Origin of the sequence: Streptomyces sp. NPDC002463 (genome assembly GCF_042889835.1) — a bacterium.
Lineage (GTDB): Bacteria > Actinomycetota > Actinomycetes > Streptomycetales > Streptomycetaceae > Streptomyces > Streptomyces nymphaeiformis.
This window is the reverse complement of record NZ_JBIARL010000015.1, coordinates 136309-161581: the sequence shown is the minus strand read 5'-3', so window position 1 is coordinate 161581 and position 25273 is coordinate 136309. Positions and strand designations below refer to the sequence as shown.

The following is a 25273-nucleotide window of genomic DNA, read 5'->3' as shown; positions in this document are numbered from 1 at the left end:
GGCGCGGCCTCAGGGGGCGACCGTGCCGTCCGCCAGGCCGTCGTACAGGCCCTGGACCAGCTGGTCGCCGAGGCGCGCGGCCAGCCGCAGCGACTCCTCGAACTCGGCGAGCGCCCGGAACCGCTCGCCGAACCGGCGCTGTTCGGCCAGGGGCAGGCGCGGCAGCTGGAGGCGGCGCACGTCGAGCCGGGTCGCGGTGGACGCGTAGCTGCTGGCCTGCCGGGTGTTGGCGGTGGCCCGGAGGAAACCGGCCAGGAACCAGGGGTCGAGAGCCGCCGGATCGGGGCGGAGCAGCTGGAGGTTGCGGCCGAGCGCGGCTCCCTCGGCGGAGGCGTCGACGACCCGGACGGCGGTGCCGCCGCCGAGGACCGGGACGACGACGTCCCCGGCCGCGAGGAGGACCGGCTCCTCGGGCGGCCCGTCGGGCAGTGTCCCGGAGGGCGGCTGGGAGGCGAGGACGTCGTGGTCGGTGAGGACGGCGACCGGTGTGGCGGCGGGGGTCGTGCCCACGCCGCCCGCGCGCAGGGCCAGGGCGCCGGCGCGGGCCAGTTCGCCGACGGTGGTCGTGGGCCGGCCGGCCCCGGCGCCGCCGGACGCCGGGTCGGTCAGTGACGGTGGGGTCAGTTCACGGGTCCGGTGCAGCGTCTCGGTCAGCCGCTCGCGCACCGCGGCCAGCTGGGCCACGCCCTCGGCGGCGGCCGGCGGCGGGAGATGGCGGGCGGGGGCGAGGTCGACGTCGTCGTCGAGGAGCTCGATGACCGGCACGGAACGGCTCGCGCCCGGGGTCCCGGCGAGGGTCCCGTCCCGGTCGAAGGGCGTCCAGGCGTCCAGGACGGCGGAGTGGACGGCCGGCCAGTCGAGCCGGTCGCGGCCCTCCCGGCCCAGTCCCGCCTGCTCGGAGGCGGCGTCGACGAGGAGGAGTTCGGCCGGGGGGCGCTCGCCCTGGACGGGCCTGCGCAGCACCCAGAGGTGGAGCGGGATGCCGTACGGCGGCGCGGCGCCGGCCGGGAGGGCGACGACCGCGCGCAGGGCGCCCCGGCGGAGCAGATCGGCCCGGATGCGGCGGCCCGAGCGGCGGGAGGCGGCGGCGGGAGGCATGAGCAGGACGGCGGTGCCGCCGGGGCGGAGGCGGGCCAGGGCGTGCTGGACCCAGGCGAGTTCGGACTCCGTGCGGGCCGGGAAGCCGTACTCCCAGCGCGGGTCGTAGGCCAGCTCGTCGTGGCCCCAGTTCCGCTCGTTGAACGGCGGGTGGCACAGGACGGCGTCCGCCGCCAGCGTCGGGAACGCGTCGGCGCGCAGGCTGTCGCCGGACCGGACGCGGATGTCGGCGTCGGTGGCGAGCGCCAGGCGCAGGGCGGTGAGCGCGGCGAGGTCGTGGTCGGAGTCCTGGCCGCAGACGGCGCCGGGACGCTCGACCGCGCTCAGCAGGCCGCCGGTCCCGGAGGCGGGGTCGAGGACGGTGAGCGGGGCGGCCTCGTGGCCGCGCCTCGGGGTCGCCGCGAGCGCCGCCATGAGGGCGGCGGGGCCGGGCGGGGTGAGCGTGTACTGCCGTGGGTTGGCGTCCAGGTGACGGCCGAGCAGGAACTCGAAGGCCCCTCGGACCCCGGTCTCGGCCGCGAGCTCGGCGGCCCCGCGCAGGAGCGGGACGGAGGCGGCGAGCGCGGGGGCGGTCGGGGTGAGGACGGCCCGCTCGGGGCCGAACCGCTCGGTGAGCGTCTCCTCCAGGGCGACGGGCAGCACCTCCGCGAGCCGCGCGTCGGGGAGCTCGGCGAGCGCGGGCCAGGCCGCGGACCTGTCCCGTACGAGGAGGAGGGCGCACCCCGCGTGGACGAGGGCGGTGACGGCGCCGGCCGGGTGGCCCGCGATCTGCTGCCAGACGCGCTCCCTGAGCGGGACCTCGGCCAGCTTGCCCTGGGCGCGGAGCCATTCCTCGACGTCCGCGAGGGCGAAGGACGGGCTGGTCTCCGTACCGCCGACGGGCTTCGGGAAATCGGCGTGGCGGCGGCGCCAGTTGCTGACGGCGGCCCGGCCGACCCCGGCGAGCCGCGCGATCCCGGCGGCGGTCACCTCGGCGGCGGGCGTCTCCGCCGCGCCACCCGTCCGCTCCGCACCCGCCTCTGCTGCGTTCTCCGGCACGTGACCCAACTCCCCTGGCTCGCCCCTTTGGCTGTGACACCAATCCTAGCGAGGAACGCGCTCCACATCTCTTCACAGTGTGAGTCGATCCATTTTTCGTGAACCGTGTTGACTCGGTTCACAGGCTCTGCTGTGATTGACCCATCGCACCAGACATCGTCACCGTCCGGGAGGACACACCCATGTCGTACGACACCCAGGTCCCGCCCGCCGCCCCGCAGGTCATGCGCAACGGCCTCGGCACCGCGGCCCTGATCCTCGGCATCATCGGCACGATCTCCGGGCTCATCCCGCTCTTCTTCTGGCTGGCCGGCATCCTCGGCCTGATCGCGCTGATCCTGGGGCTCGTCGGCAAGGGCCGTGTGAAGCGCGGCGAGGCGAGCAACAAGGGAGTGGCGCTCACCGGCGCGATCCTGGGCCTCGTGTCCCTGATCCTCTCGGTCGTCGGCCTGGTCATCACGGTCACGGCCGTCAGCGACGCGGTCGACGAGATCGACAAGTCCATCAAGGACACCGCCCCGAAGGACCCGTCGAGCGCCGCCCCGACGAGCAAGGCCCCGGCGGGCGACGCCGGCAAGGCCGACAAGAAGGGCCAGGGCCTGGAGGACGGCGACAGCTCCGTCTACGACGACGACCTCACGGTCACGGTCGCGGACCCGAAGCCGTACTCCCCCGACGAGTACGCGGTGGGCCACACCAAGGGCAACAAGGCCTACCAGGTCACCGTCGTCATCGAGAACAAGGGCAAGGAGAAGTTCGACACCGCCCTCGTCAGCCTCAGCGCCACCGCCGGCAAGAACGGCGTCGCGGCCGAGGAGATCTACGACAACAAGGTCGGCAAGGGCTTCGAGGGCACCATCATGCCCGGCAAGAAGGCCACCATCACCGTCGCCTTCGACGCCCCCGAGGACGCCAAGAACCTGACCGTCGAGGTCAACCCCGGCTTCACGTACGACGCCTCGCAGTGGGAGCTGAAGATCGGCTGACCCACGCCCGACACACACCACGCCGGACACACACCACGCCGGACACGCACCACAAGGACCGGGGCCCTTCGGGGCCCCCACCCCGTACCACCCCCTCGGAGACGCTCCCATGCACGCCAAGACCCGCACCCGTCGCACCGCCGTCTCGGCCGTCCTGTGCGCCGCCTTCGCCCTCGGCACCGCCGCCTGCGGCCCGTTCTCGGACGACGCGAAGCCGGCCGGGCCCTTCGGGGGAATGACCGGTTCGCAGATCGTCGACAAGGCCTTCGCGGCGACGAGGGCGGCGAAGTCCGTGACCGTGGACGTCGACCTGAAGTCCGAGGAACCGACGAAGGGCTACCTCTCGGTCGACACCCGGGGGAAGTGCGCCGGCACCGTGTCCACGGGCACGGCCAGCACGACCGAAGTGATCAAGGTCGACGAGAAGGACGTCTACCTGCGCTTCGACGAGACCTTCCTGCGCGAACAGACCAAGGGCGAGAGCGCCGAGGTGCAGGAGGCCATGCTCAAGGAGCTGAAGGGCAAGTGGGTGAAGGCGCCCGTCTCCGATCCCGAGAACAAGGAGATGGCGGCGGTCTGCGACCTGCAGGAACTCCTCGGCGGGTTCGAGCAGGGCGCGAGCGGCATCGCCAAGGGCGCGGAGACCACCGTCGACGGGCAGAAGGCGCTGGCCCTGACGGAGCCGGGCGACGGCGGCGAGACCAACACGGTCTACGTGGCCACGCAAGGCGCCCCGTACATCCTGCGGATCGTCACGAAGGGCGGCGACGAGCCGGGGACGATCACCTTCTCGAAGTACGGCAAGCCGGTCGACGCGAAGGCCCCGGAGGCGAAGGACGTCGTCGTCACCGGCTGACCCACAGACGTGAGAGGGCCGTCACCCGGGGGGGGAACGGCCCTCTCACCTGTGCGTCGGACGCGTCAGATCCGGTGCCGGACCCACACGTTCGGCTCGACGTACACCGCGTAGCCGCGCGCGGCCTCGCAGTGGACCGGGACCAGGGCGCCCTCGACCTCGACCGGACCGTCCGTGTCGAAGGGGAGGCCGGTCCACGTCCGCCACTGCTCCAGAGAGCCGGAGACCGTCATCGAGGCCGGGGCCACCGCCTCGATCACGCCGCCCGCGCGGACGTGGACGCGGAGCCACGGGTCGTGCGGCAGGCCGTCGGCCTCGCGCGTGCGGAAGGCGTACTCGTGGATGGAGGCCTGCGCCTCCAGGTGCTTGCCGTTGGGGCGGACCGGGGCGACGAGTTCGGCGAAGCCGAGCCGGCCGACGTTCGCCCGCATGGCGGCGAGCATCCGGTGCGAGAGGCCCTTGCCGAGGTGCCCGAGGTCCACGGTGATCTCGATCGCGCTGACGGTGTCGGCCTCCCGGCCGTGCCGCAGGTCGGAGAAGGCCCAGTTGAGGACCTCGTCCCAGCCCCGGGCCGGCAGCTCGCGGCGGCCTTCCGCGTCGAGCCGGAAGGGCACGCTGAAGCCGCGGGCGACGACCGCGCCCGTGGCGTCGGTGGCGACGAGGACGTACTCCGGGAACTCCCGGACGATCCGGCCCATGTTGGCCCAGCCGACCGGGTCGTACATCATGAACTCGGGCCACAGGTCCTTCATGGACCACATCGCCCCTTCGAGTTCGGGTCGTTCGGCGAGGGTCGTGACGTTCAGGTCCATGCGACCAGGTTAAAGATCGTCCACCTGGTCGCCCAAACGTTTTTTCGCCCCGGGTGCTACGGCAGCTTCTGCTGCGGGCAGGTGCCGAGGACCCGCTTCATCGCGTCCCGCTCCCCCGCCGTCACCCACACCCCGTACTTCTTCTTCACCGCGATCTGCCGGGCCACGTACGTGCAGCGGTAGGCCCGGTTCGGCGGCAGCCAGGTGGCGGCGTCGCCGTCGGACTTGCCGCGGTTGGTCGCGGCGTCGACGGCGAGCAGGTTGAGCGGGTCGTTGGCGAAGCGGCGCCGGGTCTCGCCGTCCCACTTCCCCGCCCCCTTCTGCCAGGCGTCGGAGAGCGCGACGACATGGTCGATGTCGACCTTGGAGCGGCCCCGGACGTAGCGGACCGTGGTGCCCGTGTACGGGTCGTCGGTGAGGGTCCCGGAGGCGACCTTGCAGTGGCCGTCCGTGAAGCGGACGCCGGTCAGGTCCCGCTTGAGTATGTCGTCGCGGGTGCCGCAGCCGTTGCCGTCGACGTCCGCCCAGGCGCGGCCGAACTTCTCCCGCTCGTAACCGGTCTTCGGGGCGCGGCCCTTGACGGTGAGGGTGTCCACGGCGGCGAGCGCGGTGCCGCGCGCGGCGGGCCTGCCGCCGACGTCTCCCGGGGTGTCGGTTCCGGGCGAGCACGCCGCGGTGAGGAGTACGGAGACGGCGAGCGTCGAGGCGGCGAGGGTCCTTCGGTACGTCAGCACCCTCGAATCCTAGGCCGGACGGTTACGTCGTCTTCGTACCGATGGTCCCGAAACGGACGGGGCGCGTGGCGTCGTCAGCTCTTTCCGATGCCGAGGGTGTTCTCGGAGGGCAGCAGGCCGGAGCCGACGATCGTGAGCCAGGGGCCGCCGAGGAGGTCGGCGAGCCGGGCGGTGTCCTCGGCGCCGAGTGCCTCCCACGGTCCGGCGGCCAGTTCGTCCGTACGCCGTTCCACCTCCGCGCGCAGGGCGCGGCCCGCGTCCGTGGCGAGGCCGGTCGCGTCCACGAGCCCTCGGGCCCTCAGGCGCTCCCGGGCGGCGTCCCAGGCGTCCGCGCTCCAGCCGCGGGTCTCGAAGACGTGCGCGGCCGCGGCGCCGACGGCCGCGAAGGAGACGAGCGACTCGGCCGGGTCGAGGCCGGCGGAGATCAGGGCGGCGATGTGGCCGTCGCCGCGGTGCTCGCGCAGGATCGTCGCCGCCTGCCAGAGGACGAGGTGCGGGGCCTCGGGCCAGGGCAGTTCGGCGTGGGCGGCGGCGAGCGGGCGGCCTTCGAGGCCGGCCGACTCGGCGGCGCGGCGGGCGAGGCCGGCCGCCTCGGCGAGCGCGGGGCCTTCGAGCGTCTCGGCGCCGAGGAGGGTCCGGTAGCTCCGATCGGCGGCGCGGAGCCGGGCGGCGAGGACGTCGGCGGGGGTGGCGACCTCCCAGGCGGCGGGGACGTGCCGGGCGACCTTCTCGGGGCTGAAGCCGTAGAAGGCGGAGGCGACCCGGACCGGCCCGACGGGGCCGAGGGCGGCGGCGCGCCAGGCGAAGTAGGAGGGCCAGCGGTCGGCGGTCCCGTAGCCGAGGGCGCCGGCCTCGTCGAAGGCCTCGGGGGCGTAGTAGAGCACGGAGTGCAGGGGTTCGAGCAGATGCCACATCTGGCGTACGCGAGCGGTCTCCACGGTGTCTTCCTTCCATCGACCCTTGAACTTGACACTGACAAGATTGCGCCCGCCCCGTCGAACTTGTCAATGACTAGATTGTGGCTAGGCTGCTGCCATGACGAGCCGGAGCACCTACCACCACGGCGACCTGCGGCAGGCCGTCCTCGCCGCCGCACTCGACGTGATCGCCGCCGAGGGCCCGGGGGCACTGAGCCTGCGCGACCTCGCCCGCCGCGCGGGCGTCTCGCACGCGGCCCCCGCCCACCACTTCAAGGACCGCACGGGCCTGCTCACGGCGATCGCCGCCCAGGGGTACGAACTCCTCGCGGAGGCCCTGGCCGACGCCCCCGAACTGAGCGAACGCGGAGTGCGCTACGTACGCTTCGCCGTCACCCACCCCGCGCACTTCCAGGTCATGTTCCAGCCGGAGCTGCTGCGCGCCGACGACCCGGACCTCCTCGCCGCCAAGGAGCACGCCTCCGCCGAACTCCGCGCGGGCGTCGCCGGCCTGCCGGACGCCCCCGACGCCCGTACGGCCGGCATCGCCGCCTGGTCGCTCGCCCACGGCTTCGCGACGCTGCTCCTGACGCAGAACGTGACGGCGGCGATCGGCGACCGGGACCCCGAGGAGTACTTCCGCTCGCTGACCGGACTGGTCTTCAAGAACCAACTCCCGCCCCGGGACGGGGAATAGCCCGCGTCAGCCCGTAATTGACGAAGGCATGCGAACCTCGAACACCCTCCGCCGCGCCGCCCTCGCCCTCCTCACCACCGGCACCCTCGCCTTAGCCCCCACCGCCCTCGCCGACACCGGCAACCACGGCCCGGCCTGGCGCGGCGCCTGGGCCGCGTCCCCGCAGTCGGCGGCCGCGCCGCTCGGCCCCAACTGGTCGCAGCAGGGCTTCGACCACCAGACGGTCCGCCAGGTCGTCCGCGTCACCGCCTCCGGCACCCGGACCCGCATCGAGCTGACGAACCGCTACGGCACCGGCCCGCTGCGGATCACCGGCGCGACCGTCGCCCGCACGGCCAAGGGCAGTGCCGTACAGCCGGGTTCGGTACGCACCCTGCGGTTCGGCGGCCGCCCGTCCGTGACGATCCCGGCCGGCGAGACCCTCCTCAGCGACGCCGCGCCCCTCCCCGTCAAGGCCTTCGAGAACCTGACCGTCACCCTCTACCTCGCGGACGCGACCGGCCCGGCGACCTTCCACTCCTTCTCCTCGGCCACCAGCTACCGCGCCGAGGGCGACCACCGCGCCGACCTCTCCGGCGACGCGTTCGGGGAGACCAGCGCCTCCTGGTACTTCCTCTCCGGCGTCGAGGTCACCGGCGGCCGCGACACCGCCCGCCGCGACGGCATCGTCACCTTCGGGGACTCCATCACCGACGGCGTCGGCTCCACGACCGACGCCGACAACCGCTACCCGGACGAGCTCGCCGAGCGCCTCGCCGCCTCCGGCCGGTCCCGCGCCGTCCTCAACCACGGCATCGGCGGCAACCAGGTCGTCAACGACACCACCTGGGCGGGCGAGAAGGCCGTCGCCCGGTTCGAGAAGGACGTGCTCACCGAGAAGGGCGTGGGCACGGTGATCCTCCTGGAGGGCATCAACGACATCGGCGGCAGCGGCCCGGCCTTCCCCGGCGGCCCGACGCCCGAGGTGTCGGTGGACCGGCTGATCGAGGGCCACCGCACCCTCATACGGCAGGCCCACGCCAAGGGCCTGAAGGTCGTCGGCGCCACCCTCACCCCGATCGGCGGCTCCTTCTACGACACCCCGGAGAACGAGGCCAAGCGGGAGGCCTTCAACACCTGGGTCCGCACCTCGGGCGCCTACGACGCCGTCGTCGACTTCGACCGCGCCGTCGCCGACCCGTCCGACCCGGACCGCATCCTCCCCGCGTACGACGCGGGCGACCACCTCCACCCGGGCGACGCGGGCTACAAGGCCATGGCCGAGGCCCTGGACCTCGACGCGCTGTAACCGCCGTGGGGCGGCACCCTCGGGGTGCCGCCCCACGCCCTCACCCTCCGAGGATCGTCGTCAGGAACTCGCCCGTCCACGCCAGGAGTTCACGGCCCACCACCGGCTTTCCGCCGATCTTGCCGGTCGTCGGGCGCGGCACCAGGATCTGGTGGACGGCCGGCTTGATGACGGACTTCGGGTGCAGGCGCTTCAGCCTCAGCTCCTGCGACTCGCGCAACTCCACCGGCGCGAAGCGGATGTTGGAGCCCTGGAGGACGATCTCGCCGACGCCGCACGCGCGCGCGAGCATCCGCAGGCCCGCGACCAGGAGCAGGTTCTCCACCGGCTCGGGCAGCTTGCCGTACCGGTCGGTGAGCTCCTCGCGCACGGCCCTGATGTCCTCCTCCGAGTTCGCGGAGGCGATCGAGCGGTAGGCCTGGAGCCGCAGCCGCTCGCCCGGCGCGTAGTCGTGCGGCATGTGGGCGTCGACCGGGAGCTCGATCTTGACCTCCAGGGGGGCCTCCTCCTCGACCCCGCCCTCCATCTGCGCCCGGTAGTCGGCGACGGCCTCGCCGACCATCCGTACGTACAGGTCGAAGCCGACGCCCGCGATGTGACCGGACTGCTCGCCGCCGAGCAGGTTGCCCGCGCCGCGGATCTCCAGGTCCTTCATGGCGACGTACATGCCGGCGCCCATCTCGGTGTGCTGGGCGATCGTCGCGAGCCGCTCGTGCGCGGTCTCCGTGAGCGGCTTCTCCGGCGGGTACAGGAAGTACGCGTAGCCTCGCTCGCGGCCACGGCCGACGCGGCCGCGCAGCTGGTGGAGCTGCGACAGGCCGAAGTTGTCGCCGCGCTCGACGATGAGGGTGTTGGCGTTGGAGATGTCGATGCCGGACTCGACGATCGTCGTCGAGACGAGCACGTCGAACTTCTTCTCCCAGAAGTCGACGACGACCTGCTCCAGGGCCTGCTCGGACATCTGGCCGTGCGCCGTGGCGATCCGCGCCTCGGGGACGATCTCGCGGAGCCGGGCGGCGGCGCGGTCGATCGAGTCGACCCGGTTGTGGATGTAGAAGACCTGGCCCTCGCGCAGGAGTTCGCGCCGGATCGCGGCACCGATCTGCTTCTCCTCGTACGGCCCCACGAAGGTGAGGACCGGGTGCCGCTCCTCCGGCGGGGTGGTGATCGTCGACATCTCGCGGATGCCGGTGACCGCCATCTCAAGCGTGCGCGGGATCGGGGTGGCCGACATCGTCAGGACGTCGACATTCGCCCGGAGCTTCTTCAGCTGCTCCTTGTGCTCGACGCCGAAGCGCTGCTCCTCGTCGACGATGACCAGGCCCAGGTCCTTGAACTTCGTCTCGGAGGAGAAGAGGCGGTGGGTGCCGATGACGACGTCGACCGAGCCCTCCCGGAGCCCCTCCATCGTCGCCTTCGACTCGGTCTCCGTCTGGAAGCGGGACAGCGCCCGCACCTTCACCGGGAACTGCGAGTACCGCTCGCTGAACGTGCCGAAGTGCTGCTGCACGAGCAGCGTCGTCGGGACGAGGACCGCGACCTGCTTGCCGTCCTGGACCGCCTTGAAGGCCGCCCGCACCGCGATCTCCGTCTTGCCGTAGCCCACGTCGCCGCAGATCAGACGGTCCATGGGGACGGTCTTCTCCATGTCCTCCTTCACCTCGGCGATCGTCGACAGCTGGTCGGGCGTCTCCGCGTACGGGAAGGCGTCCTCCAGCTCCCGCTGCCACGGGGTGTCCGCACCGAAGGCGTGGCCGGGCGCCGCCATGCGGGCGCTGTACAGCTTGATCAGATCGGCCGCGATCTCCTTCACGGCCTTCTTCGCGCGCTGCTTCGTCTTCGTCCAGTCCGCGCCGCCGAGCCGGTGCAGGGTCGGCGCCTCGCCGCCCACGTACTTGGTGACCTGCTCCAGCTGGTCGGTCGGGATGTACAGCCGGTCGCCGGGCTGGCCGCGCTTCGCGGGCGCGTACTCGACGAGGAGGTACTCGCGGGTCGCGCCCTGCACGGTCCGCTGGACCATCTCGATGTACCGGCCGACGCCGTGCTGCTCGTGCACGATGTAGTCGCCGACCTCCAGGGTCAGCGGGTCGATCGTCTTGCGGCGCTTGGCGGGCATCCGCTGCCCGTCCTTGCCGGCCGCCTTCTGCCCCGACAGGTCCGTCTCCGTCAGCACCGCCAGCTTGAGCGCCGGGTCGACGAAGCCGTAGTCGATGGAGCCGGTCGACACGTGCACGACGGACGGGGAGATCTCGGCGAGGTCCGCGTCGAGGCGGGCGGCGATGCCCTCGCCGCCGAGGACCTCGACCGTACGGGACGCGGGGCCGTGGGCCTCCGTCACGTACACCGTGCGCCAGCCGTCGGCCAGCCAGCCCTTGGTGTCGGCGAGCGCGCGGGCGGTGTCGCCGCGGTACGACTCGGGGGCGTGCATGCCGAGCGTCAGCGTGTCGGCCTCGTGGTCGACGTCCGCGGCGAACGGCGACACCGACCACCAGGCCATGCCGAGCTCGCTCGCCCGGTCCCGTACGTCCGCGATCCCCCACAGCGAGGCCGCGCCGACGTCGATCGGGGCCTCGCCACCGCCGGCGGTGGCGGCCCAGGAGGCCTGCAGGAACTCCTGGCTGGTGGCGACGAGGTCGGCGGCCCGGGTCCGCACGCGCTCGGGGTCGCAGACGACGGCCATGGCGCCCTTGGGGAGGACGTCGAGCAGCAGCTCCATGTCGTCGACGAGGACCGGCGCGAGGGACTCCATGCCCTCGACGGCGATCCCCTCGGCGATCTTGTTCAGCAGCTCGCCCAGCTCGGGGTGCGCTTCGGCGAGCGCGGCGGCCCGCTCGCGCACCTCGTCGGTCAGGAGCAGCTCCCGGCAGGGCGGCGCCCACAGGCCGTGCTCGGCGACCTCGAGGGACCGCTGGTCGGCGACCTTGAAGTAGCGGATCTCCTCGACGTCGTCGCCCCAGAACTCGATGCGGAGCGGGTGCTCCTCGGTCGGCGGGAAGACGTCCAGGATGCCGCCGCGCACGGCGAACTCGCCGCGCTTCTCGACCAGCTCGACCCGGGAGTACGCGGCGGCGGCGAGCCCCTCGACGACCTCGTTCAGATCGGCGGTCCGGCCGGACCGCAGCGCGACGGGCTCCAGGTCCCCGAGGCCCTTGACCTGCGGCTGGAGTACGGAGCGGATGGGCGCGACGACGACGGAGACGGGACCGGCGGCGGGGTCGTCGTCACGGGGGTGGGCGAGCCGGCGCAGTACGGCGAGGCGGCGCCCGACGGTGTCGGAACGGGGCGAGAGCCGCTCGTGCGGCAGGGTCTCCCAGGAGGGGTACTCGACGACCGTGTCCGGGTCGAGCAGGGACCGCAGCGCGGCGGCGAGGTCCTCGGCCTCCCTGCCGGTCGCGGTCACCGCGAGCACCGGCCGCCCCGAGTCCCGGGCGAGCGCGGCCACGGCGAACGGCCGCGCGGCCGCCGGCCCGACCAGGTCCACGTGCGGCCGGTTCCCGTCGGCGGCGGCCTTCACCGCCTCGGCGAGGGCGGCGTCCTTGACGACGACATCGAGCAGACCGTGCAGGCTCATGGAGCTTTCCATCCCGGGTTCGGACGACGGGGGCGGGCAACGCGAACAGCCCGACACGTCGAACGGGCCGGGCGGTCCCGGGCACGTACGGCCCGGTCGCCCCCAGCCTACGACGTGCCACTGTCACCCGCCCGAAGGAAGGGGCCGGCGGGAATCGTGACGGAGCAGGCCACGGTCGGCTCGCGGCACTACGCTTTAGTCCATACTCCCGGTCCACCCCGCACACACCCAGCTGTGAGCCCTCCCCACGGTGAGAGGCCGCCATGGAAGCAGCCCGGCAGTACGACGTCCACGAGGCGAAGACCCACTTCTCCAAGATCCTGGAAACGGTCGCCACCGGCGAGGAGGTGATCATCAGCAAGTCCGGCGAACCGGTCGCGAAGGTGGTCCCGCCGGCCGGCAAGGTCCACCGGAGCGGCCACGGCTCCCTCAAGGGGCTCGTCACCGTCTCCGACGACTTCGACGATCCCCCCGAGGCCTTCGACGGGGCCTTCGGAGTCGACGAGTGAACCCGTGCGGCCCCGGTGGACCCGGCAGGGTCCACCGGGGCCGCACTCCCCCGTTCCCTCCCGCGCCGCGGCTGCTCGCTCGCGATCGCGTTCAGGACGGCTACTCGCTCGCGATCGCCCCCAGTACGTTCATCCGCCCCGCCCGGAACGCCGGGACCAGCGCCGCGAACAGGCCCACGAAGGCCGAGCCGATGAAGACCGTCACGATCGTCGGCCAGGGGATCTCCAGGACCCCGAGGCCCTCGAGCGCCAGGAGCTTCTGGGCGGCGGTGCCCCAGCCCATGCCCAGGCCCAGGCCGAGCAGCGCGCCGAAGAGGGCGATGACGACCGACTCCAGGCGGATCATGCGGCGCAGCTGCCGGCGGGAGAGGCCGATGGCCCGCATGAGGCCGATCTCGCGGGTCCGTTCGACCACGGAGAGGGCGAGGGTGTTCACGACGCCCAGGATCGCGACGACGATCGCCAGGGCGAGGAGCCCGTACACGATGTTGAGCAGCTGCCCGACCTGCTTCTGCAGTTCCTCCTTGTAGTCGGCCTGGTTGCTCACCTTGTACTGCGGGTACGGCGCGAGCGCGTCCTTGAGGGCCTGGTAGGCCGGGGTCTCCTGGCCGTCCTGGGCGCTGGCCAGGAGGAGCAGGCTGTTCGGCACCCGGTCGGCCGGCAGGTAGCGGGTGACGGTGGGAATGGCGGTGTACATCGCCCCGTTGTCGACCTGGCCGGTGTCCGCGGTGATCGCCGCGACCTTCAGCCTCGCCGTCCCGCCACCCTTGAAGGCGACGGTCAGGACGTCGCCGACCTTGACGCCGTGCTCGGTGGCGTAGTCGCTGCCGACGGACATCGCGTCCTTGCCGTACGCGTCGGTGAGCGTGCCGGCGGTGACCTCCCGCCGCAGGTCCTTCACGTACGTCGGGTCGGTGGCGGCCAGGTCGGCCGTGGAGACCTTGCCGCGCGGGTCGGTGATCTTCGCGTCGACCCACTTGTACGCCGTGACGTGGTCCAGGCCGGCGGCCTTCGCCACGGCGGCCTGTGCCTGCGGGACGATCGGCTGCCCCGTACCGGACTGGACGATGAAGTCGGCGCCGACGGAGCGGTCGAGTTCCTCGGTGGCCGAGGCGACCATCGAGGAGCCGACGACGGAGAGGCCGGCGACGAGCGCGAGGCCGATCATCAGGGCGGCGGCGGTGGCGCCGGTGCGGCGCGGGTTGCGGAGCGCGTTGCGCTCGGCCATCCGGCCGACCGGGCCGAAGATCCGCAGGACGACGGCGCCGAGGGCGCGGACGACGCCACCCGCGAGGAGCGGGCCGACGACGACGAAGCCGAGGAGGGAGAGGACGACGCCGAGGCCGAGCCAGAGGGACCCGGGTCCGGCCTCCGCGGCGCGGGACGCCGCGACCAGGGCGGCCGCTCCGGCCGCCGTGAGGACGGTCCCGAGCGCGCCCCGCACCTTGCCGGCCTTGCCGTCGGCGGGGGTGCCCGCGTCGCGGAGGGCCGCCATCGGGGAGACCTTCCCGGCACGGCGGGCCGGGATGTACGCGGCGAGGACGGTGACGACGATGCCGAGGGCGAGGCCGACGACCGGGGTCGTCCAGGCGACGGTGAGGTCGCGGGTGGAGAGCTCCATGCCCACCGCGGACATCAGCTTCATGAGCCCGACCGCGAGGCCGACGCCCGCGGCGACACCGGCGACGGAGCCGACGAGGCCGAGGAGGAGCGCCTCGACGAGGACGGAACGGTTCACCTGCTTGCGGCCGGCGCCGATGGCCCGCATGAGGCCGATCTCGCGGGTGCGCTGGGCGACCAGCATGGAGAAGGTGTTGACGATGAGGAAGATGCCGACGAGGAAGGCGATCCCGGCGAAGCCGAGCATCGCGTACTTCATGACGTCGAGGAAGCCGGCCATGCTCGCGCGGCCCGCGTCGGCGACCTCGGCGGCGGTCTGCAGCTTGTAGCCGCCGCCGAGCGCGGCGGCGACGTCCGCCTTGAGCGCGTCGTCGGTGACACCGGGCTTCGCGTCGACGGAGATCTGCGTGAACAGGCCCTCCTTGCCGAGGAGTTCGCGCTGCGCGGTGGCCGTGTCGAAGTAGACGAGGGTGGAGCCCGGGTTGGTGACCTTGAAGTCGACGGTGCCGACGATCTTCGCGGTGAGGTCGCCGGTGACGGCGATGGTCCGCAGCTCGTCGCCGAGCTTCAGGCCGTGCTTCTCGGCGGTGGCGCCGTCGACGACGACCTCGGTGGGGCCGCGCGGCTCGTGGCCGGACGCGATCTCCACCGAACGCAGCACGTCGGGCGTCCAGTTGAAGGCGATCGTCGGGGCGCCGCCGGTCGGGCCGACGTTCTTGTTCCTCATGTCGACGACGGTGACGCTCGTCGACATGACCGTGCCCTGAGCGCGCTGGACGCCCTCGACCTTCCCGACCTGCGCGACGAGCGAGGCGGGCAGGGATTCGGGGCGGCCGCTCTGCGGGGTCTCGTCGTTGCCGCCCGCGGTCTTCGGGCTGACGGTGACGTCGGACGCGGTCGTCGCGAAGAGCTTGTCGAACGTCGTGTTCATGGTGTCGGTGAAGACGAGCGTCCCACTGACGAAGGCGACGGAGAGCAGGACGGCGACGACGGAGAGCGCCATCCGGCCCTTGTGCGCGAAGAAGTTGCGCAGCGAGGTCTTGAGGACGGTCATGACGTCCGCCCGCGCGCGTCGAAGTCCTTCATGCGGTCGAGCACGGCGTCGGCGGTGGGCCGCTCCATCTCGTCGACGATCCGCCCGTCGGCGAGGTACAGCACCCGGTCCGCGTACGAGGCGGCGACGGGGTCGTGGGTGACCATGACGATCGTCTGGCCCAGCTCGTCCACGGACGCGCGGAGGAAGCCGAGGACCTCGGCGCCGGCCCGCGAGTCGAGGTTTCCGGTCGGCTCGTCGCCGAAGATGATCTCGGGCCGGGCGGCGAGCGCGCGGGCCACCGCGACCCGCTGCTGCTGGCCGCCGGACAGCTGGTTGGGCCGGTGCTTGAGCCGCTCGGAGAGCCCGACGGTGTCGACGACCCGCCGCAGCCAGTCGGCGTCCGGCTTCCGCCCGGCGATGTCCATCGGCAGCGTGATGTTCTCGATCGCGTTCAGGGTGGGCAGCAGGTTGAACGCCTGGAAGATGAAGCCGATCCGGTCCCGGCGCAGCTGGGTGAGCTTCTTGTCCTTGAGGCCGGTGATCTCGGTCTCGTCGAGGAAGATCTGCCCGCTGGTGACGGTGTCGAGCCCGGCGAGGCAGTGCATCAGGGTCGACTTGCCGGAGCCCGAGGGCCCCATGATCGCGGTGAACCGTCCGCGGGCGATGTCCACGTCGACGGAGTCCAGCGCGACGACCCGGGTCTCCCCCGAGCCGTACGCCTTGACGACCTGACGCGCCCGCGCGGCGACGGCCGTCCCCTCTCCAGTACCCCCGTGCCTGGGGATGGTCAGAGCCGAAGTCACGGTTCTCTCCTCGGAGTGCAGTGCGGGTGGGTGTGTAGGTCCCAGTTAAGGACCGGCCACCCCTGCTTCTCGTCCTCCGCCGGTACGAACGACCCCTGGGCCGCATGGGGGAGAAGCCCCTAGGGGCTTCTCCCCCCAGAGTTCTAGTGAGACCCTGTCCGCGCACATTTAGGTGTACGAAGAAAAGGAAGGGTGCGCGGTGACGGAACCGTCGACGACCCGGGCGGATGCCGACCCGACGCCCGCGCCGAGACCCTCCGCCGCCCGCCGCGGACCCGTCGTCGCGGCCCTGATGCTGGCCATGGGGCTCGCCGCCCTCGACGGCACGATCGTGTCCACCGCCGTCCCGCAGATCGTCGGCGATCTCGGCGGACTCTCCGTCTTCTCCTGGCTGTTCTCCGGCTACCTGCTCGCCGTCACCGTCACCCTGCCCGTGTACGGCAAGCTCAGCGACACCTTCGGCCGCAAGCCCGTCCTCATCGCCGGAACCGTCCTCTTCCTCATCGGCTCCGTGCTCTGCGCCGCCGCCTGGAACATGGCCTCCCTGATCGCCTTCCGCGTCGTCCAGGGCCTCGGCGGCGGCGCGCTCCAGGGCACCGTGCAGACCATCGCCGCCGACCTGTACCCGCTGAAGGAACGCCCGAAGATCCAGGCGAGGCTGTCCTCGGTCTGGGCCGCCTCCTCCATAGCCGGACCGGCCATCGGCGGCCTCCTCGCGGGCTACGCCGACTGGCGCTGGATCTTCCTGATCAACCTGCCGGTCGGCCTGGTCGCCCTCTGGCTGGTCACCCGCCACCTGGTGGAACCGGCCCGTACGGCGCCCCGCGCGGGCATACGGATCGACTGGGCGGGCGCCCTGGCGATCTTCGCCACCGGAGCCGTACTCGTCACCGCGCTCGTCCAGGGCGGCGTCGCCTGGCCCTGGCTGTCCGCCCCGTCCCTGGGCCTCCTCGGCGGAGCCGCCGTCCTCGCCGCGCTGACCGTCGTCATCGAGCGGCGCGCGGCCGAACCGATCATCCCCGGCTGGGTCTGGCGCCGCCGCACGATAGCCGCCGTCAACCTCGCCCTCGGGGCCCTCGGCCTGCTGATGGTCGCCCCGACGGTCTTCCTGCCGACGTACGCCCAGTCCGTCCTGGGCCTCGGCCCGATAGCCGCCGGCTTCGTCCTCTCCTCCTGGACCCTGAGCTGGCCGATCACGGCCGCCCTGTCGAACCGGGTCTACACCCGCATCGGATTCCGCCTCACGGCGGTCCTCGGCATCTCCGGGGCACTCCTGCTGCTCCTGGCGTTCCCGTTCCTGCCGTTCCCCGGGGAACCCTGGCAGCCGGCGCTCCTGATGCTGCTCCTGGGCGGATCCCTGGGCCTCTTCCAGCTGCCTCTCATCGTCGGCGTGCAGTCGACCGTCCCGTACGAGGAACGCGGCACCACCACCGCCTCCGTCCTCTTCTGCCGCCAGGTCGGCCAGAGCATCGGCGCGGCCCTCTTCGGCGCCATCGCCAACGGCGTCCTCGCCGCCCGCCTCGGCGCCGGCACGGACCTCGACCAGCTGGCCCGCTCCCTGGCCGCCACCGACGAGACCCGCCGCGCGGTCGACGCGGCGGTGGACTGGGTCTACCTGGGCGCGGCGGGAGCGGCGGCCCTCGCCCTCCTGGCCCTCCTGACCCTGGCGCCCCGCCGCTTCCCGGTCCTCAAGGAAGAGGACTGAGTACGTGCCCGTCCGGGGATGAGCACGCGCGCCCATGCCCGGGCGGCGCCCCGGACCCGACGATGGGGTCACCTCGTCCGAAGGAGCCGTCCTTGAACCCCGACACGTACGCGACGCCCTACGGCCCCGCCGCCCGCCCGGCGCCGCCCCGCCGCGGGGCCGGCCTCGCCCTGGCGGCGGCTGCGCTGTGGACGGTCGCCCTCCTGCTGCTCTGGGGTCTGGGGTTCCTGGCCCTGTGGGCGGAGGCGGACAGGGGGCCGACCGACGGGATCCCGCTCCGCTGGGCACCGATCTGCCTCGCCGTCGCGGCCGTACCGATCGCCCTGCTGTGCACGCCCGCCGTCCGCCGCCTGTCCGTCCCGGCCCGCGCGCTCGTCACGGGTCTCGCGACCTGCGCGATCGCGGTCGGCCTCGTGGTCCGGGCCGTCTAGCCGGAGAGCCCTGCCCCGGGGACGAGGAGGCCGGCCGTCCCCCGGATCACGCCTCGCCGCCGCCCCTGCCTTCCGGGTGGGCGAGCCGGCCCAGCAGGGTGACCGCGTCGCCCACCGGCACCGGCTCGAAGAAGCGCGCGTCGACCTCCTCCACCGCCGCGATCGCGCGCGGCGCCGGTCTCGGTGACGCGGAGGCGCTTCGCGCGGGTGTCGGCCGGGTCGACCTCGCGTTCGACGAGGCCCTTGGTCTCCAGGGTGCGCAGGACCTGGGAGGTCATCTTGACGTCGGTGCCCGCCTGGCGGGCCAGGGCCAGCTGGTTGGGTTGCTCGCCCTGGGTGTTGAGCCACCAGGCGCAGGCGAGCAGGACGAACTGCACGTGGGTGAGGCCGAGGGGGGGGCCAGCGCGGCGGCGATGTCGCGCTGCCAGCGCCGGGACCGCCGGCGGCCGTGACCGTACGGGATGCCTCCAGGGCCACGTTCGCCTCCACGAGCCGGCCGTCGTCGACGAGTTCGGGCAGGTGGCTCTGGTACGCGATGTCGAAGAAGGCCGTGCAGACCGACGACCCGAAGGCCACCCCGTACAGCTGAGGCAGCGTCATCACACCGAACCACGCGGCGATCGGGAGGCTCGCGAGCAGCGCGGCCCGGGCGAGATCGCCCTGTTCGCGGCCCCTCCGGACCTCGCGGAGGCCCTGCTCGACTGGTGGGCCGCCGGGGTGCGGCCGTACTGGCCCCGGATCAGGGCCGTCCTGGAGGCCGACCTCGCGTACCGCACGCGGCAGCTCACCGAGGACGGCATCCAGGAGGTCTTCGCGCACCTCCACCCCAGCCTGCGCTGGGCTGAGGACCGGCTCACCGGGCCCGGCCTCCCGGCCCGGGGCCTCGCCCTGGACGGCGGCGGGATCACGCTCGCCCCGAGCGTCTTCACGACCCGCTGCGTCCTGCTGCCGGGGCGCCCCTCCGGGCCCCCGCCCTGCCTCGTCTATCCCGCGCGGGCCGTCGGCACCCTGTGGGAGCGGCGCACCGAGCCGGAGGACGGGCTCGTGCGGCTCCTCGGGCGCAGCCGGGCGGGACTCCTGGGGCGTACGAGCACCCCGACCACCACGACCGGGCTCGCCCTGCAGACCGGGCTCAGCGTGGGCGCGGTCTCGCAGCACCTCGCGGTGCTGCGGGACGCGGGCCTGGTGACCTCGCACCGGTACCGGCGCGAGGTGTACTACCGGGCGAGCGAACTCGGCCGGGCACTGCTGGGACGGACGGCCGCCTAGGCCGACGCGCGCGGGACCGTCAGGCAGAACGGGTGTCCCGCCGGGTCGAGGACCACCCGCCACCGGTCCGGGCGGGGCTGGACGTCCGGGACGGTCGCGCCCCACTCCACCAGGCGGGCCGCGGCCTCGTCGAGGTCGTCGACGTCGAAGTCGAGGTGCAGCTGCTGCGGGATCTCCTGGTCCGGCCAGGACGGGGGACGGTAGCCGTCGACGCGCTGGAAGCCGAGGAACAGGCCGTCCGCCCCGCGCAGTCCCGCGAACTCGTCGTCGGACCGGTCGGCGAGCGGGAGCCCCGTGGCCCGCTGGTAGAAAGCTGCGAGGGCCATGGGGTCGGCGCAGTCGAGCGTGACCGCCGTCAGTTTCATGAGCATGGGGCGGGAGCCTAGTCGGCTTCCCCGGAGCCTTCCCCGTTCTCCAAGTCCCCCTGCTTCTGGTCGGGTTCCGGCTTCGGTTCCGGCGCCTTCGGGCGACCGCCCGTCAGGGCCGCGAGCGAGTTGCGGATGTGCTCCATGGTGGAGTGGATCTCCTCCCGCGCCTCCTCGTGCTCCCGCAGCACCCGCTCCGTCTCGCGCTCGACCCGCTCCGCCTTCATCCTCGCCTCGGCGAGCAGTTCCTCCGCGCGGGCCTCGGCGTCCTCCTGGCCGTGCCGGGCCTGCTCCTCCGTCTCGGCGAGGGCCCGCTGCGTCTCCGCGAGGGCAGCCTCCGCCGCCGCGACCAGCTCCTCGTGGCGGGCGTCCAGAGCCGCCGCCTCCGCCTCGGCCGCGCGCTCCGTCTCGTCCCGTACGGTCCGATGCTCCTCCCGCTGCGCCGCGAGCAGCGCCTGCGCCCGGTGCCCGGTCTCCTCGAAGGTCTCCCGCGCGGCCTCCCTGGCCCCCTCGGCGTCCCGGCGGGCGATCGTGCCCATCTCCTCGGACCGCGCGCGGGCCTCCTCCAGGGTCGCCCGCGCCGCCGCGTCCGCCGCCGCACGGACGCCCTCCGCGTACGCCGCGGCCGCCTCCGCCGCCTCCCGGGCCGCCGCCTCGGCCGCCTCCGCGAGGGCCTGCGCCTCCGCCTCCGCGGCCCGGACGAGCTTCTCGTCCTCCCGCTCCGCCAGCTCCAGGATCTTCTGCGCACTCTCGCCCAGCACCTCGTACCGGTGCGGAACGAGCTGCTTGACGGCGAGGCGGAGCCCGGCGGCCTCGGTCTCCATCTCCTTCGCGAGGACCGTGAGCCGCGCCGCCCGCTCCCAGGCGGCGTCGCGCTCCCCGGAGAGCCCGGCGAGGTAGCGGTCGACCTGCTCGGGGCGGTAACCGCGCCCCCGCCCGACGGTGAAACTCATCCCTGACGCCCCTTCTCCGTGACCCCGACCCATAAAGCCCGACCCGTAAAGAATGAGGCATCAGAACGGACAAAAGGCGCCCAATGTGGCTACACGTCGAGCGCCCTTCGTCACATCGCCTGCAGAACCGCCTACAGAAGGCCGTCCCACATCTGCTCCAACAGCACCGACCACCAGTTCTCCGGCGACGACAGCGCCGCCGGGTCCAGCATCGCCAGCTGCGCCTGGAAGTCGACCGTCCAGCGGCCCGCCTGCTCCGGGTTCAGACCGAACCGCAGCCGCCACATCCGGCCCAGCAGCGCCATCGACCGCGCGAACTCCGGCAGCCCCGTGTTCACGAACTGCGGCGGCACCGACTGCCCGCCCGGACCGGCCTCCACCGGCACCGCCACGATGTGCGCGGTCCCGTACTGGACACAGATCGCCCGACCGAAGTCAGAACCGAGCACCAGGTACGAGCTCGCGTCCGGCGCCGCCGGAACCTGCCGCTGCGCCGCCAGCTCCGCCAGCGTCGGCACCACCGGGACCGCCGGCTGCGCCCAGAAGAACGGACCGAAGTCCGCCGGGAGCCCCGCCCACACCAGCGTGCGCGCGACCAGCTCCGGCACCCCCTGACGGGACACCGCCCGCTGGTCGAACCGGAGGATCCCCGGACCGAACGCCCCCGCCAGCTCCTGCGCGATCCCCTCCGGGGGGATCGGCGGCGCCGGCTGCACCTGCGGCAGCGGCGCCCGCACCGGAGCCGGCCGCGCCGGACCGTCCGCGACCTGGTGCAACTCGCCCTGATGGGTCAGGAGTTGCCGCATGCCCTGCTGACGGCCCGCGTGATCACGGCCGTACGGGGCGATGCTGGTGATCCGCGCCTGCGGCCACGTCTCCCGGATCATCCGCGCGCAGTAGCCGCCCGGCAGCTCGCAGGACTCCAGCTCCGTGTGGAGTTCGAGCACCTGCTGCGGCGGCACGTTCATCGCGCGCAGCTCGTGCAGGATCTGCCACTCCGGGTGCGGAGTGCCCGGCGCCGAACGCCGGATGATCTGCGCCTCGGAACCGTCGGGCGCCCGGTAGCGCAGCACCGCCTGGTAGCCGGGACCGACCGTCGGCTGCCCCGTCGGCTGCGGATAGCCGTACGCCGGAGGCACGGGCGCCCCGGGCACGGGACCCGGAGGTACGGGACCGGGAGCGGGCGGCGGCGTGTGACCGCCGACCGGCGGCGCCGGAGCGGGCGGAGGCGGCGGGGCCCCCGGACCGCCCAGACCACCCGGACCGGGCTGCGCCAGCATCGTCGCGGCGTGCGCGATCCCGCCCGCGGGCGTGCCACCGGGCACACCCGGCGGCGGCGGGGGCGGCGGAGGCGCCCCCGGACCGCCCTGGTTCGGATGCGCCAGCATCGTCGCCGCGTGGTGCACCGGCTGCGGCGGCGTCACGGGACCCGGCGCGGGCGGCGGCCCGGGCGGACCCGGCTGCGCCGGCGGCTGGAGCCCCTCCGGCCCGAGCTGCGACACCAGCTGCGTGGGGATGTACGCGTTGCCGCCCGACGAGGCGCCCGGCACACCCGGAACTCCCGGCGGCGGGGGCGGCGTCGGACCGCGCCCGGCCTTCGGCGGCAGGGAGGCCTTGCTGGTCGCGGCGTCCGCGATGTCCCCGGCACCCGGCGCCGAGGGCGCGGGCGGCGGAGACGGCGGCGCACCCGCACCGGCCTGCGGCGCGGGCTGCGGCGAAGACCGCGGGGCGGGCGGCGTCGGCGGAGCCGGCGGGACCGCGCCCGGGGCCGGGGCGGCCGGGTCGAGACGGGGGGCGATCGCGGTCGGCGGCAGCGCGCTGCCGCCCTTCATCAACGCGGTCGGCGCGTCCGCGCCCACCGACGGCGGCGGCGCGTCCTCGTCGTCCGTGCCCGACAGCGGCGGCGCGAAGACGGTCGCGGGCAGCGGCACCGCCCCGTCGGCACCCCCGGAACTCGCGTTCGCGTCCACCCACGGGCTGGACGGCGCGGGCGGAGGGACGGGAGCGGGCGTGGGTACGGGCGGAGCCGGGGCAGCCGGAACGCCGTCCATCGCCGTCGGCTCGTACGCGTCGGCCTCCGCAGCCGCAGCCGCGACGGGCTCGGCGGCAGCGACGGGAGCGGTCGGGGCCTCGGAGGCGGAGGACGGCGCGGAAGCCGACGACTCCACCGAAGCGGAGGGCGACACCGAAGCGGCGGAAGAAGACGCCGAAGGAGCCACCGCACCCGAAGACGCCGGCGAAGCCGCACCCGAAGAAGCCGAAGAAGAAGACCCATCCGAGACGGCGTCCGAGGCCGACGAAGCCACCGAAGCCGAAGGCCCCGACACCCCCGCGCCCACCCCGTCCGACGCGTCGTCCACCGGCGGCGACGCGCTCGCGCTCTCCTGCGAGGCGTGCGACTCCTCCCGCGGCAGACCGATCTTGTCCGCCGCGTCCTGGAGCCACTCCGGCGGACTCAGCAGGAACGACGTCTGGTTGAGGTCGATCCGCGCCGCCGGCACCGCCGCCTGCGCCGGAACCTCCTCCGTCGCCCCGTACTCCTCCTCGTACCGCCGGATCACCTCGCCCACCGGCAGCCCCGGCCACAGCGTCGCCTCACCACTGCGCGCGATCACGAGCCGCTGACGCCCGCCGTCCGACGTCGGACCGCCCTCGCGGTCCTCCGCCCACACCACGAACCCCAGCTCGAACTCCCGCACCCGCACCTCGCGGTGCTGGTACCCCGGCAGGTCGCCGTTGATCCATTCCTCGGCGCGCTCCTGCGCCTGCGCGAACGTCACCACAGCCAGCTCACTCCCCCACCGGGACCACGGGCACGGCGCGCGCGAAGCCGCCGTCCACCATCAGGTTCGCCACCGTCTCCAGCTCCGGCGGATTGCCCGCCAGACGCCCGAGGAACGCGTCGAAGTCCGCGCCGCAGGGCAGCAGCAGCCGCTCCACCCGCTCGTTCACCGTCCAGCCGGCCGCCGCCGCGCCGGAGTCCCGCGCGTCGTCGTACGCGCAGAACCACACCGAACCGACCGCCGCACCCCGTACCTTCAGCGCGATCAGACCGCCCTGGACGAACGCGACGCCCAGATAGTCCTTCGTCAGATGGTCACGCAGACACTTGTTGACGTAGACGAGGTCGTTGACCCCCGCCTCCTCGCGCACCGTGAAGAACGGCTGGTCGACCAGGAGCCCCAGCTCCGCGTCGAGCGCCGCGCCCACCGGAGCGCAGCCGCCCGCCGCCTTCAGGAAGGAGCGGTACGCCCCCGGCAGCCGGTAGCCGAGATCCTCCTCGACGCCCTGGAGCTGCTGCTCCGACACCGACACCAGGCCCTTCGGCAGCCCGAAGTGCGCCGGCCGGGTCTCCTGCAGCGGACGCGTACCCCGCTTCGACTGGTCGACGGCGGCCGTCGCCACCCCGCCATGGTGACGAAGCAGCGCCTTCACCTCGACCGGGACCAGCTCCATCCGCCGCGAACGCGCCACGTGGTGCCACGTCCAGCCGTGCGGGGTCGCCACCGACGGGATCGTGTCCCACAGCTCATGACCCGTCGCCGCGAGCGCCGCGTTCGCCGACACGTAGTCCGTCAGACGCAGCTCGTCGACACCGAAACCCTCCGGCGGATCGGCGATCTCCGCCGCCGCGCGCGCGTACGGCGAGAAGTCCGGGTAGCCGTGCTCGTCCACCCGCACCCCTCTGGGGTGCCGGGACGCACGTACCGGATCCGGGAAATGCACGACCTGCCCGGCGTAGGCCGCGTTCGGTGGCGCGGTGTCCTGCCCGAGCCGACCTGTCGTCATGGCGGTTGCCCCCTGCATGGCGTCGCTGACTGCTTGCTACCGACAGCCGACGGCTGCGGCCGACTGATGCCGCACAGCCTATGCGCTGCCACAAGAGGCCGAACCGGACCCGATCCGTCCGCGACCGAGAGTGACCAACTGTCACGACGTCATGACAGGTGCACCATGATTCCGACACACCGAAGGCGCGTTTCGCCGCCCCAGCTTCCCCATATGGCTCCCTATTTGGCAGGCTGTCCACGCAACTCGGGGGATTGCAGGAGGGGAAGACCAGCACCATGCACGTAGCGACAACACCCACGCAGGGTGACCCACGCCTCAACTGGAGCAGCAGCGCCGAGGCCACCCGCGCGCCCTTGCTGCTCCACCGCCGCGACGGAATCCTCCCCACCGTGGGAGCCGCCCTCTCCGTCCGCGGCGAGACCCTCACGTGCACCGCGGGCCGCGGCGACCGGCCACCCGTCCTGCACGCCCTCGTCCAGGACTTCCTGGACACCCTCACCAGCAGCCAGCGGGAACGCTTCACCGGCCGCTGCCCCGAGGCGATCCTGCTCTCCCGGCACCTCTCCGCCACCGAGAACGGCCGCTCCAAGCGCGCCCAGCGCAAGCCGCTCACCCACAGCGAGGCCCGGCGCTCCCTGAAGCAGGCCAAACTCACCGCCCGGCGCATCCGCGAGGACGGCGACCCGCTCCACGGCAGTTACGCGGCACCCTGCCGCTCCTGTACGGCGATGCTCGCCCACTTCGGAGTCCGCGCCGTCGACCCCACCACGCCTGTCGAGAACGGCTGACCGCA

21 protein-coding genes are annotated in these 25273 nt (G+C 73.3%); 9 read left to right on the top strand and 12 right to left on the bottom strand.

Annotated features, from left to right (window positions below):
* Positions 1-9 precede the first annotated feature (9 nt).
* Positions 10-2067 carry an N-6 DNA methylase gene (locus ACFYX3_RS28530; RefSeq protein ID WP_389019239.1) on the bottom strand — a complete coding sequence of 686 codons (2058 nt, stop codon included), beginning with the start codon at positions 2065-2067 and terminating at the stop codon, positions 10-12.
* Between the two features lie 251 nt (positions 2068-2318).
* Here ACFYX3_RS28530 and ACFYX3_RS28525 point away from each other — a divergent pair, with 251 nt between their 5' ends.
* Together ACFYX3_RS28525 and ACFYX3_RS28520 are read left to right on the top strand one after the other, a co-directional pair.
* On the top strand, positions 2319-3122 hold the full coding sequence (locus ACFYX3_RS28525; RefSeq protein WP_382659752.1) for a DUF4190 domain-containing protein: 804 nt from the start codon (positions 2319-2321) through the stop codon (positions 3120-3122).
* A gap of 109 nt (positions 3123-3231) precedes the next feature.
* A complete protein-coding gene (locus ACFYX3_RS28520; protein WP_389019043.1) occupies positions 3232-3978 on the top strand; it encodes a hypothetical protein in 747 nt (248 codons plus the stop codon).
* A 65-nt stretch (positions 3979-4043) separates the two neighbouring features.
* Here the strand turns inward: ACFYX3_RS28520 and ACFYX3_RS28515 are convergent, their stop codons facing one another.
* From ACFYX3_RS28515 to ACFYX3_RS28505, 3 genes are all read right to left on the bottom strand, one after another.
* Entirely contained in the window at positions 4044-4790 is a 747-nt protein-coding gene (locus tag ACFYX3_RS28515) for an N-acetyltransferase (protein ID WP_376582156.1), read from the bottom strand.
* 56 nt (positions 4791-4846) lie between these two features.
* Positions 4847-5524, bottom strand: coding sequence for an HNH endonuclease family protein (locus tag ACFYX3_RS28510; protein ID WP_389019039.1), 678 nt, complete (start codon positions 5522-5524; stop codon positions 4847-4849).
* A 74-nt stretch (positions 5525-5598) separates the two neighbouring features.
* On the bottom strand, positions 5599-6438 hold the full coding sequence (locus ACFYX3_RS28505; RefSeq protein ID WP_389019235.1) for a hypothetical protein: 840 nt from the start codon (positions 6436-6438) through the stop codon (positions 5599-5601).
* Between the two features lie 121 nt (positions 6439-6559).
* On the opposite strand from ACFYX3_RS28505, the gene ACFYX3_RS28500 reads away from it, so the two are divergent.
* A complete protein-coding gene (locus ACFYX3_RS28500) occupies positions 6560-7138 on the top strand; it encodes a TetR/AcrR family transcriptional regulator (RefSeq protein ID WP_389019036.1) in 579 nt (192 codons plus the stop codon).
* Positions 7139-7166: 28 nt separating this feature from the next.
* A complete protein-coding gene (locus tag ACFYX3_RS28495; RefSeq protein WP_382659761.1) occupies positions 7167-8426 on the top strand; it encodes an SGNH/GDSL hydrolase family protein in 1260 nt (419 codons plus the stop codon).
* A gap of 40 nt (positions 8427-8466) precedes the next feature.
* Here ACFYX3_RS28495 and mfd read toward each other — a convergent pair whose 3' ends face one another.
* A complete protein-coding gene (gene mfd, locus ACFYX3_RS28490) occupies positions 8467-11997 on the bottom strand; it encodes a transcription-repair coupling factor (RefSeq protein WP_389019032.1) in 3531 nt (1176 codons plus the stop codon).
* A 263-nt stretch (positions 11998-12260) separates the two neighbouring features.
* Here mfd and ACFYX3_RS28485 point away from each other — a divergent pair, with 263 nt between their 5' ends.
* Positions 12261-12506 (top strand): type II toxin-antitoxin system Phd/YefM family antitoxin, encoded by a 246-nt coding sequence (locus tag ACFYX3_RS28485; protein ID WP_376582165.1) that lies wholly within the window; start codon positions 12261-12263, stop codon positions 12504-12506.
* Positions 12507-12606: 100 nt separating this feature from the next.
* Here the strand turns inward: ACFYX3_RS28485 and ACFYX3_RS28480 are convergent, their stop codons facing one another.
* Both ACFYX3_RS28480 and ACFYX3_RS28475 read right to left on the bottom strand, forming a co-directional pair.
* Positions 12607-15180, bottom strand: a complete 2574-nt coding sequence (locus ACFYX3_RS28480; protein WP_389019028.1) for an ABC transporter permease — start codon at positions 15178-15180, stop codon at positions 12607-12609.
* Positions 15177-15965 (bottom strand): ABC transporter ATP-binding protein, encoded by a 789-nt coding sequence (locus ACFYX3_RS28475; RefSeq protein WP_389019023.1) that lies wholly within the window; start codon positions 15963-15965, stop codon positions 15177-15179. Before ACFYX3_RS28475 ends, ACFYX3_RS28480 begins: the two co-directional genes overlap by 4 nt.
* Positions 15966-16164: 199 nt before the next feature.
* On the opposite strand from ACFYX3_RS28475, the gene ACFYX3_RS28470 reads away from it, so the two are divergent.
* Positions 16165-17670, top strand: coding sequence for an MFS transporter (locus ACFYX3_RS28470; protein WP_389019020.1), 1506 nt, complete (start codon positions 16165-16167; stop codon positions 17668-17670).
* A 92-nt stretch (positions 17671-17762) separates the two neighbouring features.
* Positions 17763-18101, top strand: a complete 339-nt coding sequence (locus ACFYX3_RS28465) for a hypothetical protein (protein ID WP_389019017.1) — start codon at positions 17763-17765, stop codon at positions 18099-18101.
* On the opposite strand, the gene ACFYX3_RS28460 is transcribed toward ACFYX3_RS28465, so the two are convergent.
* Positions 18098-18478 (bottom strand): MarR family transcriptional regulator, encoded by a 381-nt coding sequence (locus ACFYX3_RS28460; RefSeq protein ID WP_389019014.1) that lies wholly within the window; start codon positions 18476-18478, stop codon positions 18098-18100. The two genes, ACFYX3_RS28465 and ACFYX3_RS28460, sit on opposite strands and share 4 nt — an antisense overlap.
* Positions 18479-18620: 142 nt before the next feature.
* Here ACFYX3_RS28460 and ACFYX3_RS28455 point away from each other — a divergent pair, with 142 nt between their 5' ends.
* Positions 18621-19370, top strand: coding sequence for an ArsR family transcriptional regulator (locus ACFYX3_RS28455; protein WP_389019010.1), 750 nt, complete (start codon positions 18621-18623; stop codon positions 19368-19370).
* Here ACFYX3_RS28455 and ACFYX3_RS28450 read toward each other — a convergent pair.
* The 4 genes from ACFYX3_RS28450 to ACFYX3_RS28435 all read right to left on the bottom strand — a co-directional run bounded on the left by ACFYX3_RS28450 (position 19367) and on the right by ACFYX3_RS28435 (position 24477).
* On the bottom strand, positions 19367-19741 hold the full coding sequence (locus ACFYX3_RS28450; RefSeq protein WP_376582176.1) for a VOC family protein: 375 nt from the start codon (positions 19739-19741) through the stop codon (positions 19367-19369). The genes ACFYX3_RS28455 and ACFYX3_RS28450 overlap by 4 nt on opposite strands.
* An 11-nt stretch (positions 19742-19752) precedes the next feature.
* On the bottom strand, positions 19753-20688 hold the full coding sequence (locus ACFYX3_RS28445) for a cellulose-binding protein (RefSeq protein WP_389019006.1): 936 nt from the start codon (positions 20686-20688) through the stop codon (positions 19753-19755).
* A 131-nt stretch (positions 20689-20819) separates the two neighbouring features.
* Positions 20820-23471, bottom strand: a complete 2652-nt coding sequence (locus tag ACFYX3_RS28440; protein WP_389019004.1) for an SUKH-4 family immunity protein — start codon at positions 23469-23471, stop codon at positions 20820-20822.
* Positions 23472-23478: 7 nt separating this feature from the next.
* Entirely contained in the window at positions 23479-24477 is a 999-nt protein-coding gene (locus ACFYX3_RS28435; protein ID WP_376582181.1) for an SMI1/KNR4 family protein, read from the bottom strand.
* 278 nt (positions 24478-24755) lie between these two features.
* Between ACFYX3_RS28435 and ACFYX3_RS28430 the strand changes: the two genes are divergently transcribed.
* A complete protein-coding gene (locus tag ACFYX3_RS28430; protein WP_389019001.1) occupies positions 24756-25268 on the top strand; it encodes a YwqJ-related putative deaminase in 513 nt (170 codons plus the stop codon).
* The last annotated feature ends 5 nt before the right edge of the window (positions 25269-25273 follow it).

Coding starts and splice junctions, on each gene's coding strand:
- ACFYX3_RS28525 (WP_382659752.1), top strand. CDS start 2,319: ATGTCGTACGACACCCAGGTCCCGCCCGCCGCCCCGCAGGTCATGCGC.
- ACFYX3_RS28520 (WP_389019043.1), top strand. CDS start 3,232: ATGCACGCCAAGACCCGCACCCGTCGCACCGCCGTCTCGGCCGTCCTG.
- ACFYX3_RS28515 (WP_376582156.1), bottom strand. CDS start 4,790: ATGGACCTGAACGTCACGACCCTCGCCGAACGACCCGAACTCGAAGGG.
- ACFYX3_RS28505 (WP_389019235.1), bottom strand. CDS start 6,438: ATGTGGCATCTGCTCGAACCCCTGCACTCCGTGCTCTACTACGCCCCC.
- ACFYX3_RS28500 (WP_389019036.1), top strand. CDS start 6,560: ATGACGAGCCGGAGCACCTACCACCACGGCGACCTGCGGCAGGCCGTC.
- ACFYX3_RS28495 (WP_382659761.1), top strand. CDS start 7,167: ATGCGAACCTCGAACACCCTCCGCCGCGCCGCCCTCGCCCTCCTCACC.
- mfd (WP_389019032.1), bottom strand. CDS start 11,997: ATGAGCCTGCACGGTCTGCTCGATGTCGTCGTCAAGGACGCCGCCCTC.
- ACFYX3_RS28485 (WP_376582165.1), top strand. CDS start 12,261: ATGGAAGCAGCCCGGCAGTACGACGTCCACGAGGCGAAGACCCACTTC.
- ACFYX3_RS28480 (WP_389019028.1), bottom strand. CDS start 15,180: ATGACCGTCCTCAAGACCTCGCTGCGCAACTTCTTCGCGCACAAGGGC.
- ACFYX3_RS28450 (WP_376582176.1), bottom strand. CDS start 19,741: ATGCTCATGAAACTGACGGCGGTCACGCTCGACTGCGCCGACCCCATG.
- ACFYX3_RS28445 (WP_389019006.1), bottom strand. CDS start 20,688: ATGAGTTTCACCGTCGGGCGGGGGCGCGGTTACCGCCCCGAGCAGGTC.
- ACFYX3_RS28435 (WP_376582181.1), bottom strand. CDS start 24,477: ATGACGACAGGTCGGCTCGGGCAGGACACCGCGCCACCGAACGCGGCC.
- ACFYX3_RS28430 (WP_389019001.1), top strand. CDS start 24,756: ATGCACGTAGCGACAACACCCACGCAGGGTGACCCACGCCTCAACTGG.